General features: G+C 43.9%; 10 protein-coding genes. 3 read left to right on the forward strand and 7 right to left on the reverse strand.

All coding sequences use genetic code 11. The features are described 5' to 3' along the window. Positions 1–121: 121 nt before the first annotated feature. From F7734_RS63910 to F7734_RS27140, 4 genes are all read right to left on the reverse strand, one after another. Positions 122–2,416 (reverse strand): hypothetical protein, encoded by a 2,295-nt coding sequence (locus F7734_RS63910; protein WP_155747728.1) that lies wholly within the window; start codon positions 2,414–2,416, stop codon positions 122–124. 361 nt (positions 2,417–2,777) lie between these two features. Continuing rightward, positions 2,778–5,456, reverse strand: a complete 2,679-nt coding sequence (locus tag F7734_RS27130; RefSeq protein ID WP_155747729.1) for an NHLP bacteriocin export ABC transporter permease/ATPase subunit — start codon at positions 5,454–5,456, stop codon at positions 2,778–2,780. 6 nt (positions 5,457–5,462) lie between these two features. Further along, positions 5,463–7,703: an adenylate/guanylate cyclase domain-containing protein gene (locus F7734_RS27135; protein ID WP_166482177.1), complete on the reverse strand. Its 2,241-nt coding sequence runs from the start codon at positions 7,701–7,703 to the stop codon at positions 5,463–5,465. Between the two features lie 29 nt (positions 7,704–7,732). Beyond that, positions 7,733–8,494 carry a DUF928 domain-containing protein gene (locus F7734_RS27140; RefSeq protein ID WP_155747730.1) on the reverse strand — a complete coding sequence of 254 codons (762 nt, stop codon included), beginning with the start codon at positions 8,492–8,494 and terminating at the stop codon, positions 7,733–7,735. Positions 8,495–8,813: 319 nt separating this feature from the next. Here F7734_RS27140 and F7734_RS27145 point away from each other — a divergent pair, with 319 nt between their 5' ends. Genes F7734_RS27145 through F7734_RS27155 form a run of 3 tightly spaced genes read left to right on the forward strand, consistent with a single transcriptional unit; the run spans position 8,814 to position 13,588 of the window. Continuing rightward, positions 8,814–9,848 carry a cyclic nucleotide-binding domain-containing protein gene (locus F7734_RS27145; RefSeq protein WP_155747731.1) on the forward strand — a complete coding sequence of 345 codons (1,035 nt, stop codon included), beginning with the start codon at positions 8,814–8,816 and terminating at the stop codon, positions 9,846–9,848. 32 nt (positions 9,849–9,880) lie between these two features. Further along, on the forward strand, positions 9,881–11,320 hold the full coding sequence (locus F7734_RS27150) for an NHLP bacteriocin system secretion protein (protein WP_155747732.1): 1,440 nt from the start codon (positions 9,881–9,883) through the stop codon (positions 11,318–11,320). A 45-nt stretch (positions 11,321–11,365) separates the two neighbouring features. After that, positions 11,366–13,588 (forward strand): NHLP family bacteriocin export ABC transporter peptidase/permease/ATPase subunit, encoded by a 2,223-nt coding sequence (locus F7734_RS27155; RefSeq protein WP_347566291.1) that lies wholly within the window; start codon positions 11,366–11,368, stop codon positions 13,586–13,588. Positions 13,589–13,965: 377 nt separating this feature from the next. On the opposite strand, the gene galT is transcribed toward F7734_RS27155, so the two are convergent. From galT to F7734_RS27170, 3 genes are all read right to left on the reverse strand, one after another. Beyond that, positions 13,966–15,066, reverse strand: coding sequence for a galactose-1-phosphate uridylyltransferase (gene galT / locus F7734_RS27160; RefSeq protein WP_155747733.1), 1,101 nt, complete (start codon positions 15,064–15,066; stop codon positions 13,966–13,968). Beyond that, entirely contained in the window at positions 15,045–16,925 is a 1,881-nt protein-coding gene (locus F7734_RS27165) for a glycoside hydrolase family 2 TIM barrel-domain containing protein (RefSeq protein ID WP_155747734.1), read from the reverse strand. The genes galT and F7734_RS27165 overlap by 22 nt, the downstream gene beginning before the upstream one ends. 485 nt (positions 16,926–17,410) lie before the next feature. Further along, positions 17,411–17,620 (reverse strand): hypothetical protein, encoded by a 210-nt coding sequence (locus F7734_RS27170; protein WP_155747735.1) that lies wholly within the window; start codon positions 17,618–17,620, stop codon positions 17,411–17,413. Positions 17,621–18,029: the final 409 nt, after the last annotated feature.

Raw genomic sequence — 18,029 nt, forward strand, 5'->3', positions numbered from 1 at the left:
ACAATGGTGGCTTGTTGGTTGCGCTGCACCTCGTGGTTAGGGTGGGGCTGGTTTGGGCCAAACAGGGGTTGGTCGCCGCCTTTGGATTTGAAGTGGTTGCAAGACATAAACGGTTTGTCCGTTAAAACAAACTCGCCAACAGAGGCTTACGGCTAGCGTTGAAAGCAGCATTGGTTGGGTCGATTAAACCGGGGCTGGCAGACAAATCTGGGATGCCATCACTTCCAGCATCGGTGACTGTTGTGCTGGAGGTCGAGGTTCCACCGGGGCGATCGACAAACGTAACCTTCTGGGGATTGAACAGGAACCCTACCCTGATGTTGCCCCCTGGTTCTCCACCATTAGTATCGTCTACAGGATTAATTTGACGGTACTGGTAGGTGGGGCCACCTGCGGCGGCAATCGCGTTAATCAGAGTCTGAAACGTCACGCTGGCATCCACAACACTGTCATTGGTGGGGCCATTGTTATCCTGAATTTCTTCTAGATTGATAATGTCGGGAGATCGCAGATTGCTGACAATGGCGTTTGCCAGAGCAGTAAATTTCGCTGCACCATCACCCGGATCGAGGTTTTCTACGTTAAAAGTGGCAACCGTCAATTGAGTGTTACTGCCCGTCAGGTTTGTAACTTCTCTTTGCAGCGTAGATGGCTGCACGACTGCGGGAGCACTGGAAACCAGAACTTCGTAGTTGTTGAAGTCGTAGTTAACAACTCCAGTAATCGTGTTGAGCCGAGCGCCCACATCGACTGTTGGCAGTACCAGGGCATTGTTCAAATCATCGATCTGAATCCGCTCTGGGTTAAAATCGCTTGATGTAATCAAGCTACCGCCACGGGCAGTGCGGCTAGTGGCGTTAACTCCATTATCTGCCAGTACCCAGATTTCTTGAGAAGTCCCAAAGACATTGGTGGGAGACGTTGTTACTGGGTTGTTAACTTGAACCAGCATCCCTTCCAGGCTTTCATAGAAGTCGATGCCATCCTGAGCCGGATCGAATAAAGTACCAGCATTTTCAACATTGCCATTTGCAGCATCGTTAGTGATGACCTGAGTCGGAATTGCCCTTCCGCCATTTCCCAAAATTGTCGGGGTGATGGTGGTGGGTGCAGTTGTCCAGGCAGTTACGCTCAGTGTTTGCACGCTGCTGGAGCTACCAATTTGCGTAATAGTTAGGTTGTTGGAGTTGTTGCCGGGACGAAACTCAGATACTGTACCTGTGACTAACACTGCTTCTCCTACAGTGCGGGCACTCAGAATAGGAGAGCTGCTACCTGTGAAAACGAAAATCCCCTCAGAGGTGGCGTCATTGTTGTCGGGGGAAGGGTCTTGTATGTAGAAGCCGTTGGAGGCGATCGCTGTCACAATCCCGGCTACATTTTGCACACCCTGACCATTCAGAGGTGAAATATGTGCCGTCCCTTGAATGTCGCGAATTCGGATATTTCCAGGACCAACATCGTTATCGGCGATCGTTACGGTGGCGGTGGAGGTTGCGCCTAAATCGTAATCGGCGGTGTCAACCAGCGTCAGGGTGACGGTTTCATTCCCTTCCACGAGAGCGTCATCAACGGGTGTAATCGTGATATCGACAGAGGATGCTCCAGCAAGGATTGTGGCTGTACCCGTCAGGGTTTGCGTGTAGTCTGTCCCAGTTGCTGTACCTGCAACTGCATAATTGACGTTTAGGGCATTGGTTGTATCGCCACTGCGGGTAATGCGGAAGGTACCGGGATCTGTTCCTGCTTCAGTAGCGTTGGCATCAGTAGCAGCGATGGTTACTGTGGGAACTGTAGGAGGTGGGGCAACAGTAGGGGAAAGGGAAAAGTCGTCGATCGCCAGACCATCATCTGCGCCAGTGGGATCAAAATCAAGCCAACGGAACCAAAAGGTTGCTCCATTTGGGATGTTTAGCTCCGTAATAGTTGCTGTGACGACTGTGCTGTTGCTATTGCCATTGAGTGCTCCTACAGTTCCAGTGGTTACAGGAGAACTGAAATCCAGAGAATCGACACTTAACCAAGTTCCCGTTGATAAGGATGTTGCATCCGTGCTGTATTGAAAATCTAGGCGATCGGCTCCTCTACCGGATGTACCTAAACGCCATTGCTCGCCCTTATAGGACACATTGAATGCTGTGATTGTGCTACCTGTTGTATTTGTAAAGCTTGCACCAATTGTGGGAACTAGATTACCTGACCGTAAAGTTCCTAATGCTCTGTCAGTAGAACCTGCTTCTCCAAAACTGTATGTATCACCTGTGTTACTAGAGCCAGTGCCCACTGTGTATGTTGAGTTTGCATTGGTTCCAGTCTCTGAAAACACCCAGTCTGGGGGAAGTACGTTGCTGGGGGTACCTGAAGATGCCAGAGTATCAAAGTTCTGGGAATATGGGCCATTCAATTGAATCGGCATTGCTGTTTGTCCTTAAAGAGGTAATCGTTTGTAGAAATATGAGATGCAGAGCAACACGACATCTGCGATGCGCTCGTCAACCTGGATTACTTATGAAGAAACGACATGGTTACCAATACACCCGTAATACTTTATACAAAAAAAATATGTAAAATTTGGGTAGCTTCTTGAGATATTTGACCTAAAGAACCCTACTACTCAAGCTCCCACAACAAGTTTAAGAAACGATTAATATTAGACTAACTTCTAATAAAGTTAGACCGATTTATAAGTAAATATACTAAAAGTTTACAAAAACCTATCTTTTGACTGGTTAAATACATAGATTTTTCAAAATTTGACTGTTACGGATTTAAAGACCTTAAGACTGAATTTGCCGCGCCATCAAATTAGCAAATAACCCCTCTTGATGCACCAATTCCTCAAACTTCCCTTGCTGAACAACTTGACCGGCTTCAATAACATAAATCCGGTCAGCGTTGCGGATGGTGCTGAGGCGATGGGCAATGACTATACGCGTGACTCCCAAACTGTCTAAGCTAGCGCTGACTATTGCTTGGGTGCGATTATCTAAGGCACTCGTGGCTTCATCAAAAATCAGGATTCTCGGCTTTAAAACTAAAGCACGGGCAATTAATAACCTTTGACGTTGTCCGCCAGAGAGATTAGTACCCCCCTCGGAAATGACTGTGTGCATCTCCATTGGCATTGACTTAATATCATCAGCAAACCCAGCCATTTGTGCAGCTTCCCAAGCTTCTGCCATTGTTACCAATGCACCGCTAGAAATATTTTCAAAAATTGAGGCGCTGTTAATGCGCCCATTTTGTAGCACAACACCAATCTGTCGGCGCACTGCTGATATATCTAGCCCTGATAAATCCTGACCATCGTAGTAAATAGTGCCGTCTTTTGGCGTCTCAAACCCCAACAACAGTCTGATAATCGTTGATTTGCCACTGCCAGACGGCCCTACCAAGGCAATAAACTCTCCTGGTTCTGCCTGAATTGTCACCTCATTTAAATTGAGGGGTCCGTCTTCCCGATAGCGGAATGTCACGCGATCGACTTTGATTTTACCCGTTAACCGCCCTGGATCGCTTTTGCTGAGGTCAATTTCTGGTTGAGCCTGAAAAATTGGCTTTGCCCGTTCCCAGAAAATACTGATATCCAAGATGCTGACTGTGGTGTTGCTTAATTGCGTGACTGCGGCGATAAATATAGCAAAGGCTGAGTTAAATGCTAAAAATATACCGGTAGATAAACCTGTACTGCCTTGAGATGGGGTTTGGGAAATTAACATGACTGCCAACCAAAAGATAATCATCGAACTGGCAGTTGGCATAACGGTATTAAATATAGCTAAGGTATCTTCTATCTGCTCTGTACTCAGCTTGAGTTTTAGCTGCTGACTGTACTTTTTTGCCCAATAAGCAAAGGCACGGTCTTCTGCACTGGTGACTCGGAGTTTAGACACGCCAGCAACCATCTGTACAGTAAAGCCAAAAATATCTCCCTCTATTTCTTCTAAAGGGCGCAACTTTTGACGGGTAAGTACGCTGGAAACCGTGGTGAATATAATTGTTACCAGTGCTACTGCCACTACCACTAAAGCCAAGCTAGAACTGTAGACGAACAACAATCCCAGATTGAGTAGGGAGAAGAAGCTGGTAAAAATTGTCCGTAATACGGCGTCGCTCAGTTTCTGGCGGATTTGAGTGATAGCAGAGACACGAGATTGTAAGTCCCCAATAGAGTACTCGCGGAAGAAAGAAACCCGCAGATTGAATAATCTATCCCAGAGGGCGGCTTGGGAATCGACACTGGCTTTGGTTTCTAACCTCAGGGTGGCAAAACCTTGAGCAATTTGAAAAATAATTGTGCCAAAGCTGGCTGCTAAAAGACTCAAGCCAATTTGTGCTAATAAACTTTTGTCTGCGTCGGGAATGGCGGAATCAATAACGATCGCAGTCGCTAAGGGGGTTAACATCCCTAGAAATGCAGCGACTGTACCTGTGAGGAGGACGATCGCCAGTTCTCTCATCTGCCCCTTGAAGGCAAACTGCAACAGATCGATAGCAGTTAAATCCCGATCGGGGAGGGGACGATAAAATACATAGGCAAAGGGAGCCAGTTGTTGGGCAGTATCGTTGTTGACAATTATGCGAGTAAGGCTTTCTGGGTCAAAGATTTCGTAATGCCTTGGTTTGACTGGTAGCACTGCCACAGGACGGTTATCTTGATGTGTGTATGCCAAGAGGGGGCTAGTATCTTTTTGCCACCACTTATCCTTAAGTAATACCCGACGGATGCGAATGCGGGATGCACGAGCGATCGCCTCTAGTGGTTCTTTAATCCGCGTCATGTCTTCCGAAGGTGCAGGGGGCAAAATCTGAATTCCCAAGGCTCTACCTACAGCACCTGCAGCAATCAAAAGGGGGGTACCTTCCTGCATCAATTCTGCTTGTTTTGGCTTAAGGACTGATGCCAAATGCCCTAGCGCAGAAACTTTTCGTTGATGGTTCAGTTGTTCCCGTGCTTGAAATTGCTGCCATTTTGCGACTGACTCCTCCTGTTCTATTTGAGTCAGAATCTGGCAGAAATGTCCGTGCAGTTCATTTAGGATAACTTGAATAGATTCCCAACGACTCAGCTGTTCGGGATGGGGGAACGCAGGTGGGTTGAACCCCTGATGGGCTACACAACTACAGATGTTTTTCGTCCAAGCCAGCACTAACTCCAGAAAATGTTCTGTCTCATCTTTCCCCTGACTGAGCCATTGCTCGCAGTCTTCGGGCGTGAGTTGCCACAGCACAGTCTCTTCCATAGATACAGCTACAATTTTATGCGTACTAGCTGATATCCCAAACAATGCTTCCCCTGTATTAACACTGAATAGATAACGACGAGTCCCCTCAATACCTTGGTGGATGGGAATAGCAAATAAGGCGATCGCACCCGATTCAATCTGCCAAACTGATTGGGGGTTTTCAAAGACTAGGGATTGATGACTTGTGAGATGTAACTTGGAATCATTCATCTGCAGTTATATTTTACCTTCGCGGTTGTGTAATGCCATTAAATGGGCTTCCACTTCTGGCGGAATGTTAGTAAACCGAATATAAAAACTATCTGCCTCTGCGGTTTTGTCTAAGACTTTAGCATAGGTGTCTTCACTGATTGTGGAATTGGGATTCATAAAAAAGTTTAACTTGAGATTCGTAAATGGCTGTAAAACTATAGGGTTGTTATTACATATTTGTGCCCCCTTGACTGACAACTTAACTAACTTTCCCTGAAAAACCTGGCGTTCCACATCTTTACCATCCAACACTGCATAATGGAGGGGAATAGCTTCTGGCAGTTCCAAGAAGACTTCTTCCTGTTCTTGAGGAAGATACAGATTGTACTTTCCTGTAATGCCCCCAATTTCATAAATTTTTATAGGTTGCTTTACACCTTTTGCTTGGACTTCTCTATGCCCAATAATTTTGACTATCGAACCAGCTTCATGAATAGTGGATTCTGAAGCAAAAATTTGTCCCCCAACTGTATAAGATTCAATACGATAAGTTAAATTGACTTGATTGCCGATAACTCCATACTTAGTCCGTTTTTCCGAACCAATATTACCTACTACGACTTCTGCTGTATTAATGCCAATACCCATTTCCAGCTTGGGTAAGCCCATTTGCCGTATTTTCTGATTCACAGATTCCATTGCCAACTGCATCCCTACAGCACAAGCTATAGCTCTAATAGCATCATCTTCTCTAGCGATGGGAGCGCCAAATAAAACTAAAATCCCATCACCCATAAACTCATCAATAGTTCCTTTGTACTGAGTAATCACATCTGCCATATACCCCAGATAAAGGTTAATAATTTTAATGACTTCTTCAGCAGATAATCTCTCAGATGTGGCGGTAAAACCTCTGAGATCGGAAGTGAGAATTGTAATTTTTTTCCGTTCCCCCCCCAGTTTTAATCCTTCAGGGTTTTCTAATAAATTAGCAACAACTTCATCGGTGAGGTAACGACCAAAAGTTTTGCGAATAGCACCGGCAGTTCGTGCAACGTAAGCTGTCACAGCGATCCCCGAACCTATTAATGCCATGAATGCTGGTACTATAGGAATCCACCAACCTGCAAGAAAAGCTACATAACTACTACCTATAAGACAGCATCCAGCCAAGAAAAAACTTATCAGAGGAAATAGCGATCGCCTTTTAGAATGGCCACTATACCTTTGTTGCCACAGCAATGTTGCACCAATCCACGCCCAAAGAAAAATCCACAACCATTCTTGTGGTTCCTTCCAAGTTTTAATTAACAGGCGATCGTCTAAAGTAGCACTTAAAATTTGACTGATAGCATGAGCGTGAATGACTACCCCAGGCATACGTTTGGGTGCTGTTAATACAGTGCTACTATAAGGTGTGTAGAATAGGTCTTTGAGACTTTCGGCTGTAGGTCCAATTAATACAATGCGTCCAGTGAATAAGTTCTTGGGAAGAGGGTTTTCTAACACATCCGTAATTGATATGCGCTGAAAACCTTGTCTGGCATGACGGTAATTTATGAGTACTTGATAACCTTGGTCTTCTGCTCGGATATAGCCGCCATCATTGCCTTGAAATAATGGGTAAATGACTTGACCTGTTTTGACTAAGAAATCTTCTGTTTGTCCTACATCAATCTGGCGATCGCTTAAATAAAGAGAAGATAATTTAAAGGCAAAACTAAAGACATTTTTACCATTTTTATCCGCTAAGTATAGCAAGCTGCGGCGAATTTTCCCATCTCCATCTAAAGGAAAATCATTTGCACCCACCTGCCCAATTTTTTTCAGTGCTGGTGGTGGCGCAACCGCCGAACTATCTTCGCTTTCAGCTACTTTTTGTACGCCGACTAAATTTGGGGTAGACTCAAATACTTTCACGAGCGAATCATGCCCAAAGCCTACTGGTAAATCTCGATATAAATCCAAACCGATAGCGCTTGGTTTTTGTTGTTTTAAATTTTTTAAAAGCTTTGCCAGCAAGCCATCAGGTAAAGGCCAATGCCCGCGCTTACCTAATTGTTGGACATCAGATTCATTAATTTCTATAATGACAATTCGCTCATCAACAGGTTCAGAAGGACGTAATAGGAACATTCGATCCAACGCTGCCAATTCCAACATTTGCAATAGCCCACTCAAGCGCAGGAGCAACACAAATATTCCTACACTGGGAGTAGCAATTAAAATACCACGCCATTGCCAAAGGTGTTTTTTAATGTTCACCGTTTCCTATTCCCTTCTTAAGTAATGAATTACTGACTTTGAGTCGTGGTGCTAGTTAAAAGTTGGGGAACTAAATTTTTTAAGCCGACTGACTCTAAAAATACTTGCCAGTTAGCCATGACTGTGCGATCGCTGGGATTAATCAGGCGTTGCTGCACTAAGGTATGTAACGCTTCATGCCAAATACCAGCCTTGGCGTAAACTTGGGAAAGTTGCTTGGGATTTGTGCTGGCTAGCTGCTTTGATAAAGCGCGGGTAGGTTGGATGCGTTCCACCCATCCATCGACAGACGCCTCTTTCTCTGTTTCCTCGGAACTGCAAGCGATCGCCATATACCAGCGGTACTGTTTACCAACTTTCAAACTCGGTGCTTTAGCCGGGAGAGTAAAACCAACAATTCCTGGTTGATTTGGCAGTCTAAAAGTCGTGCTGTAGACTATACCTTTTTCATCTAGTAGCGAAAAGTGAGCATTTTGCACGGGTATTTGCGGTACAAACCAATAAAATGTGGGACGTTCTGCAAAAGTTAAACCTAATTTATTAGGAGGTATTAAGGGCGTTAACGTTTCTTTGCTTCCTAAATTGCAGAAATCACCACGGCTTCCTCCCCCAGCTGTCGTTGAGGGTGCTTTGCGATTTGGAGGAACGAAGTTCTGACTTATTTGCCAATTTTGAAATTTGCCAGCGATTGGTGATTCAGCTATTCCCACTTTGGGCAAACTACCAATGATGGATAATCCTAAGGAGGTGGGAATGACTGTCAGTTTTATTAATTTTTTTATCGAATTCATAATCAGTCGTGTTAACTCACAATTCAATTATTTGTGCCCTCACCCCTTCTCCCAAACCTGAAGGCGGGGTTAGGGGATGAGGGATCTCAGGGAAATGGCAGATTTAGAATTGCTATGGAACCCAAACACTTTGTTAAAATTATTACCCATTATATAGCAACCCAGAATTCTTTATGAGAGTATACTGAAATAGATAAAAGTATTTTTAGCAACAAAAATATAGGATGTAACAGATGAGAAACAATTCTTAAAATATTTTACTAAGCATAGTTAACATAGCCGTAAAATTACGTAAACAGCAGACGATGATTAAATTCATATGATTAAAACATTACTGACAAAGTTTCCTTATTTTGATACTTTTAAAGATAGCGATATTGATTGGATAGTTAGTATAAGCCGATTCCTAGAATACCGTACTGGTGAAATTCTCATCCAAGAAGGTCAAAAGATTAATACAATAGACATTTTGCTAGAAGGAGCATTGAGCATTCGTGTTTCTCCCACAGAGAATGTAGCAGATACACAAGAAATCGATTGCGTATCGCCTGGGGAAATTGTGGAACCTCTCTCTTTTGTGGATAATCGTCCCCCTTCCAGCACTTTTATGGCGTTGGCAACATCAAAGGTATTATCGCTACCACGGCATTTATTGTTCAAAAAGCTAGAACAAGATACAGAGTTTGCTGCCCATTTTTATCAAATATTGTCTATTTTACTGTCAAAACAGTTGCGGAGACTGAGTGATTTTTTAGCAAAGAACAAAGTTATTCCAGGAGAGGCGTTACGCAAGGTTTTGTTTGTCTTTGCCATTTTAGATGATAGTGACATTGACTGGATGATATCCCAAGGAGTGAAAACGGTTAATCCAGGAACAGTGTTGATTGAAGAAGGCAAACCTGTCGATGCATTATATATTTTGTTAGATGGAAAATTAGGAATTTTCGTGGCAACCCAACACGATGAAGTTGGACAAAAGGAAATTGCTAAATCAGTCAAAGGCGAAATTATAGGCGAAATGTCTTTTGTAGAAACAACAACAGCCTCAGCTACAGTCAAAGCAGCAGAACCTTCTGTATTATTGGCACTACCACAACATAATTTATCTGAAAAATTAAAACAAGATACAGGATTTACAGCGCGGTTTTATCGAGCGATCGCTGTAGTTCTAGTAGATCGGATACGCGATAGATTGTTCCGCCGAGGGTTTGGCAAATTAGCCTACCAATTAGACCAAATCTTAGCAGAAGATATTGAAGTTGAGGATGAACTTAACTTAGATACCCTAGACAATACGGCACTTGCCAGTGCTAGATTTGACTGGATGATCAAACGCCTCAATCGGCAATCTTAAAAATGAATTCGTCCCCAATCCCCCTTACATGAATGGCTAAAAAAGATAGTATATTCCGCAAGGAATCCCTGGAGCGTTTATCTTCTCCAGAAAGATTGGATCAATTACTGCAAGTCGTCAATCCACTTGATTGGCTACCTTTGGCTACTTTGGGTAGTTTTATAGTGTTTGGGTTGGTTTGGAGCGTTGTTGGACGTATTCCCATCGTGGTGACAGGAAAGGGAATACTCATTCAACCCAATCAAGTCATAACTTTTGAGTCGCCCATTGCAGGACAACTGAAAAGTCTTCATGTTACAACAGGACAGTGTATCGAAAAAGGACACATCCTAGCCACAATCGACCCCACCGATCTCAAACAGCAATTGCAATTGCAACGCTCAAAACTAGAGGAGTTACAACAACAAGAGGAATCTACAAAGTTACTCCAGCAACAACGCATTGCTAGGGAAAAGGCGGCGATCGCTTCTGCCAGAGCCAGTTATATGCAACGTTTGCGGGATACTCAAACTTTCACGCCCGCCTTTTACGAAAAAGGCTTAAATGCTATTCGCCAACAGCGTATAAGTTTACAACAACGGCTTAAGGATGCTACTGCTCTTGTACCTGTCCTTAAAGATAGATTAGAAAAGCGTCAGCAACTTTTAAATGCAGGAGCCATTACTAACGATGCATTTTTACAAGCAGGGCAAGAATACAGACAGGGATTGCAAACTGTGTCTGATATCCAAGCCCAACTCAAGCAGTTAGATGTGCAAGAAACAGAAGCACAGCAGAGATACTTAGGCAATCTGAGTTCGATAGGGGAGCTGCAAGCGCAATTAAAAGACTTGGATACTAAGAGCAAACGTATCGAGCAAGAAAACTTAGAAACTCTTAATAATAAAGTTAATCAAATTCAGGATGTCAAGCGAGCGATCGCTCAACTGGCAAAACAAATAATAGATAACAGTCAAATTGTCAGCCTCAGGAGTGGTTGTGTATTAGAAATCTCCGCCTTTGTCGGACAAGTTGCCAATCCCGGAACGCCCCTTGTATCCTTGAATATCGCTGACAAAAACACCCCAATGACTGCCGTCTCCTACTTTAACGTTAAAGATGGCAAGCAAATCCAACCAGGAATGACAGTACAAATCACCCCCGACTCCGTGAAAAGAGAACGCTTTGGCGGGATTGTCGGCAAAGTCACTTCCGTTTCCCCCTTACCTGTCACCAAAGAAGGAGCAGCGTCCATCATTGGCAATCCCGATTTAGTGGCAAAAATCTTGCCGACAGGCGGTGGAGACATGGAAGTGCGGGCAGAAATGGTTTTAGATCCGTCCACCTTTAGCGGTTATCGTTGGTCTTCTTCTCAAGGTCCAAAATTAAACATTTCTGCGGGAACAACTACCAGTATCCGGGTAAAAGTAGCAGAGCAAGCACCAATCACTTATGTCTTGCCAATTCTACGTGAATTTACGGGCATTAATTAAAAGGGGAATGCTCTTGTGCAAGTGATTAAACAGCTAACATCTTCAATTCAAAATCTCAATCCCTTCCGCAAACAAGCACAAAGTCCCATTCCTGGGCGGGTGAAAACTCCCACTATCCTGCAAATGGAAGCTGTGGAATGTGGGGCTGCAGCCTTAGGCATTATTTTGGCGTACTACCGCAAAATTGTACCGCTAGCAGAACTACGCCAGAGTTGCGGTGTTTCCCGTGATGGTAGCAAAGCCTCTAACATGATTAAAGCTGCTAGAGACTACGGAATGCAGGCTAAAGGCTTTAAAAAGCAGTTGGCACAATTACAAAAACTCCATCCTCCCTATATTGTTTTTTGGAATTTTAATCATTTCTTAGTTGTAGAGGGATTTAAGAAAGATTGGGTGTATCTCAACGACCCGGCTACAGGACCGAGACGAGTTTCCTTCAACGAATTTGATGAAGCTTATACAGGGGTTGTCTTGGTGATGGAACCGGGACCAGAATTCCAACGAGGAGGGCGCAAACCGAGTTTAGTGGGCGCACTCATTGACCGCTTGCAAAATTCTTGGGGAGCCATCCTTTATTGTTTACTGGCAGGATTTTTTTTAGTGATTCCAGGGTTAGTTTTACCCGTTTTCAATCAGATTTTTGTAGATAACGTTCTGGTGGAAAATCGTACAGAATGGCTGCGTCCGTTGATTTTCGGGATGGCGCTCGCCGCGATCGTCCAAGCATGGCTGACTTTACTGCAAAGGCAGTTTCTCAGAAAGCTAAATATCAAGTTATCAGTGGAGATGTCCGGGCAATTCTTGCACCATATTCTACGTTTACCAGTAGGATTTTACGCCCAAAGATTTGCCGGGGAAATCAGCAGTCGGATTAATATTAATACTAAAGTTGCGGAAGTTTTATCAGGGCAATTGGCTAGGACTGTAATTGATACAGTAATGGTCGTATTTTATGCCATAGTCATGTTTGCTTATGATGGCGTATTGACTGCGCTCAGTATTACTTTTGCCGCCATTAATATCTTGACATTACAGTGGGTTTCGCGGCACCGTACAGATATTTATATGCGAACCATACAAGACCGGGGTCAAGTTGCAGGTACAGAAATTGCTGCCCTCCAGAGTATGGAAACCTTGAAAGCATCAGCGTTGGAATCTGATTTCTTTTCTCGGTGGTCTGGTTGCTATACAAAATTTGCGAATGGTTCTCAGGAACTAGGCATCACCAATCAACTCCTAGGCGTTTTACCTCCATTCTTAACTGGTTTAAGCTCCCTATCCATTTTAGTTATTGGGGGGTTACGGGTTATGGACGGACATCTCAGTATAGGGATGTTGGTTGCTTTCCAAAGTTTAATGACTAACTTTCTGACTCCAGTCAACTCTCTAGTCAATTTTGGCAGTACCCTCCAAGAACTAGAAGGGGACTTAAATCGTCTGGATGACGTATTGCGGAACCCAACCGATCCAGAATTGGAGAATCAGAATTTCCATATTTCTACAGCTAAGCCGCTACAGTATGCTTCATCCTGCCAACTCAAGGGATATGTAGAGTTAAAAAATGTCACATTTGGCTACTCACGTACAGAAAATCCCCTCATTCAAGACCTAAGCTTTCAACTAAAACCAGGACAAAGAGTCGCCCTTGTTGGGGGTAGTGGTTCTGGTAAATCAACCGTTGCCAAATTAGTAGCAGGACTGTATCAACCTTGGGCAGGGAAAATTTTGTTTGATGGTATTCCTAGAGAACAAATCCCTAGGGCAATCCTTGCAAATTCCTTAGCAATGGTAGAACAGGAAATCTTCTTGTACGCCGGAACTGTGGGAGATAATTTGACTTTATGGGATAACACTATACCACATTCTCAATTAGTTAGGGCTTGCAAAGATGCTGCCATTCATGAAGCGATTTTGGCTTTACCTGGGGGGTATGAAGGTAACTTACTTGAAGGTGCGGTGAATTTGAGTGGAGGACAACGCCAGCGTTTAGAAATTGCCCGTGCATTAGTTAATAACCCGACAATTTTAGTCATGGATGAAGCAACCAGTGCCTTAGATGCAGAGACGGAAAAAATTATCGACCGGAATCTGCGCTATCGCGGGTGTTCTTGCATTATTGTGGCTCACCGCTTAAGCACCATCCGCGACTGTGATGAAATTATTGTTCTGGAACAGGGTAAAGTCGTGCAGCGAGGTACCCACCAAGAGATGTCACAGCTTGATGGTTACTATACACAGTTGATTCAGTCAGAGCAGACGAGTTGTTAGAGAGAAAATGTGTTTTTTGCTCCCGTTTTGACTACTGTAGCGACGCTCTAGTAGTCTCTCACCTCTTACCTCTGCGTACTCTGCGTCTCGGCAGTTAAATAAATGACTTTGGAACCGCAGAGACACAGAGGGCGCAGAGGAAAAAGATGAGGAATTGCTGCTTGAATTAAAATTTTATGAGTCACCTTGACATCGTTAGATGGGATAAACAACCTTGTTAGGAAAAAGTACTCACTTACACTGCGTTTGTATTTGCGATGCATGCGCTAAAGCGCAACTACAAACTATTAAAAGAATGATATGAGGGGTGGACGAGGACGCCCACCCCAAAGAAATTTTGGGATATTTTTTAATTTGGAAATCCCTAAAAGGGACTATTACAACGGTACTGGTGTTTCAATATTTACCACCACAGCCTGTAATTCGCGAGCCTTTTCTTCTGGCAAAGCATCATTGGCGAACATCCCTGCAGCAAGTTCTGTTCCGGCTAGATACTTTAGCCTTTCACTTGTCCGATAGGGTGGGTAAAACTGTGCGTGTAAATGGGCTTCGGGATGAGCTTCACCGTCGGTTGGAGCGCCAAACCAAGCCATCAAGTAGGGAAACGGGCGATTCCACAAACCGTCGTATTTAAGAGTGACGGTTTTTAATGCCTTGGCAAGTCCCTGGCGTTGTTTTGCACTTAGGTCGTAAAAGTGACTCACTTGCTTAATAGGAGCAATCCAAACTTCATAGGGGTAACGGGCGCATACTGGAACGAATGCGATCGCTTCCTCATCCCGATAAATAATTCGTTTGTTGTCAGCAATTTCTTTTTGGATCAAATCTTCGAGCAAAGAACGTCCCTGTTGCTGGTAAAACTGCCTTTGTTGTTCCAACATTTTTGCAGGAACAGGCGGTACAAAAGGATATGCGTAAATTTGACCGTGGGGATGGTGCAAGGTGACTCCAACCTCCACACCCTTGTTTTCAAAGGGAAGCACATACTGGATTTCTGGATTGTTTCCAAGTACGCGGGTGCGATCGCCCCACACTTGTAATAGCAACTCCAGGTGATCTAGTTTCAAAGAACTGAGGGAGGCGTGGGGGTCTTGAGTAAAAACCACAACCTCACACGCGCCATTGGCGGGCATGGTTTCCACGATACTGACAGGTGGGTTTTGTGCAGTCACCGCCATTGATGGAAAGCGGTTATCAAACACTGCCACATCATACTCTCCTTGAGGGAGTTCCGTAGGAAACTGCGGGTCTTTGGTAGGGGCAAGCGGATTATACTCTGGTGGTGGCATAAAAGTCCGCCCTTGACGGTGACTCGCATAAGCCACCCACTCACCCCGTAACGGGTGCCAGCGCAAATGAGGATTGGCGGCTACGGGCTCGTTGCTAGGACTCGTGGCTTCTAGCCCGCTTGCAATGGGATATCGACTATATAAGGTCAGTTGGCGACCATCCGGCTTTAACAGTGTGAGGGAGTACATAATCCTTGTCCTGAAAGGGTCGCAGCACGGATCGCCTCCAGAGGAATTTTAGGCGTGCGATCGATGTATAACAACCCATTAGCTTCTTGGAAGGTATCCGTTAACTGCGTATAACAAAATCCACTGAATATCTCAATATTATTGACAGTTTCTAGTAGCGCAGCATATTTCATTTGTAGTTCGGAGACATTCCAGCAGCGCTCGTAGCCCCAAACTTTGTGAGCTTCAGGTTTGTCATCAGGAGCATAGGCGATACCGCCAAACTCAGTCAGCATGATAGGCTGTCCTTGGTGAGGATAGTTGTCAAGCGTGAGGATACGTCCTCCAGGACGCTTGCGTTCAAATAAATCTGATAGTTTGACTTCAGGTCCATAACGATGAGCTATATGCTGCGGATTGGTGTCGTAGTCATGGATTGCAAGAATATCAGTATCTGTACTTTCCCAGCCATCGTTGCCAATCACTGGGCGACTTGGGTCGAGAGTCTTGGTCAAGTGATACATTGCTAATACGTAGTTCCGATGAGCCTGTGTTTCAACCAGATTCGGAACTCCCCAAGATTCATTAAACGGTACCCACGCCACGATACAAGGGTGATTGATATCACGCCTGATGACTTCAGTCCACTCGTGCGCCATGCGCTCTACCGCTTTAGTTGTGAATCGGTAAGCGCTGGGCATCTCCTCCCATACTAACAAACCTAACACGTCTGCCCAATATAAAAAGCGAGGGTCTTCAATTTTTTGGTGCTTGCGGACTCCGTTGAAACCCATTGCTTTAGTGAGTTCTACATCCCGCCGCAACGCTTCATCATCAGGTGCAGTCATGAGGCTATCTTGCCAGTAGCCTTGGTCTAGAACTAATCGTAAATAGTAAGGACGACCATTGAGCATAAAGCGATCGCGCTGTATGCTGACAGTCCGCATTGCGGTATAAGTTTTGATTTTATCTAAAAGTTTGTCTTCATACCACAGTTCAATATCAGCATTAATAAGCGTTGGCTTTTCTGGACTCCACAACAATTCGTTGCGGTAGTCGTCGATACCAGGATCGGAAAGGGCGAGGCGGCGGCTAATCTCCCCGTTGAACACTTCATAGGTGTCGTTGACGAGAATGCGATCGCCAACATTGAGTTTCACCTTTATTTGTACGCCTGAAGCAGGTACATTACCCGCAAGTGCAGCAAAACAACCAATTTCCCACCGCTCAAAATCAGGAGTCCACTGGATACGATCTATATAAGTTATACCCACACGCTCAACCCAAACAGTTTGCCAAATACCGGTTGTGCGAGGATACCAAATACTGTGCGGTTCAAGCTGCCAATCTTGCTTACCGCGAGGTTTGGCAAGATCGTGAGGATCGTCCTGCGCCCAGACAGTGACTTTTGTCATTCCACTGTCATTTAAAACATGGGTAATATCCAGAGTGAAAGGAGTATGACCGCCTTCATGCTCAGCGATATAGCGATCGTTCACCCAGACACGAGCGCGATAATCTACAGCCCCAAAGTGCAGCAGCAACCTACCTGAACCAGGAGGTGTTTCAAATTCCTTCTCATACCAGCAGTTTGGATGAAATCCCGTGTCACCAATACCACTTTTGATAGATTCGGGAGCAAAGGGAACTTCTATATCATGAGTCCACTGGGTCAAATCGCTGGGTTGAACGCATTTGCCTTCGTCATCAAATGCAAATTTCCACAAACCGTTGAGACTTTGCCAATGGGATGGAGTAGCTTCTCCATAAGCAAATCGTTGGAACTGCGGGCGTGGGTACGCTGAAATGCCAAAACTCGTTTTAATCTCTTCCATAGAAGTTAGCTTGGCTTGACGATTTTCTAACTCTAGTAAGTTCATAACAATTTCTTCCAACTCTTTTACAAAATGATTTTTTTAACTACAACTTGTTCCAAACACTTTTAGAAAATAGCCTGTAAGATTACCTAAATTGTGCCGCTCATTTCAAACACCAAGACTCGTAGGCAGGAAGCGCCTAGAAATAGAGTTTTGTGCTGGAGAAAGGCTTTTAGCCGCCTCAGCTATGAGGGTGTTAACTAGGTATTAACTTCCGACTCGTGACATTATGACACACTTGAAACGAATGTAAACGCAAATAAACAAAAATCCCAAAAAATTTTTTTTATACCTAATATCAAAAACCGCTCCTATATTTACTATTTTAGAAGCGGTTTTCCCAAATTATCAGACTAAAATTTGTCACAAAAGCACATAGTAGCTGCTTCGTTGGAGCAATGACAACGACAAGAGCCGAAAACCATTTTTTATGCGTTAAAATGCCAGAATTTGAGAATTATCTTGGCAAGATTTTCGCTGCTCCAATTTCAGCCACGTATTGAAAGAGAACGGAAATGCGGAAGTTGGCTTTTTATCCAATAGGCACCCATACCTATGCACTCAGGACAAATATCACCAAAGCCATCACCTTGATCGCTACAGACAATTAATCTCGCTTCTGCTGTGTGAATGGGGCGATCGCATATTAAGCAAAATTCCTGCTTGGCTAAGCTACTACATTCTATTTGAAATTTCATAGTCAATATATTGGTGAAAATATCTCTAGATAATACCCAAAATAAAATTGTTGTTAGCACCTGACTTCTATCTAGTGGACAAAACAGAGTAAACTAAAATTGTGTTGGAAAATACCATTAAAATTTGTTAATAAATAAACATAAGTAGAGAAAAGACCAAAATATGTAAAATTAATCGAACGGCAGCTATTCGAGCTTTGAAATATCTAAAATTCTGCGTTTGCTCTGGAATTTTCTCTCATTAAGGGCTTCACACTAAACAAATAAAAGTTTGTAGTTGCGCTTGAGCGCATGCATCTCAAATACAAGCAGAAAAGCATCTTATATTTAATTTCTTTAAGCTACCTATGACCAGAGAAAGATTAAGAAAAAAAAGAAACCCGCTAGATATAAAAGGAAGAATTAATTA

It is taken from the genome of Scytonema sp. UIC 10036 (assembly GCF_009725235.1).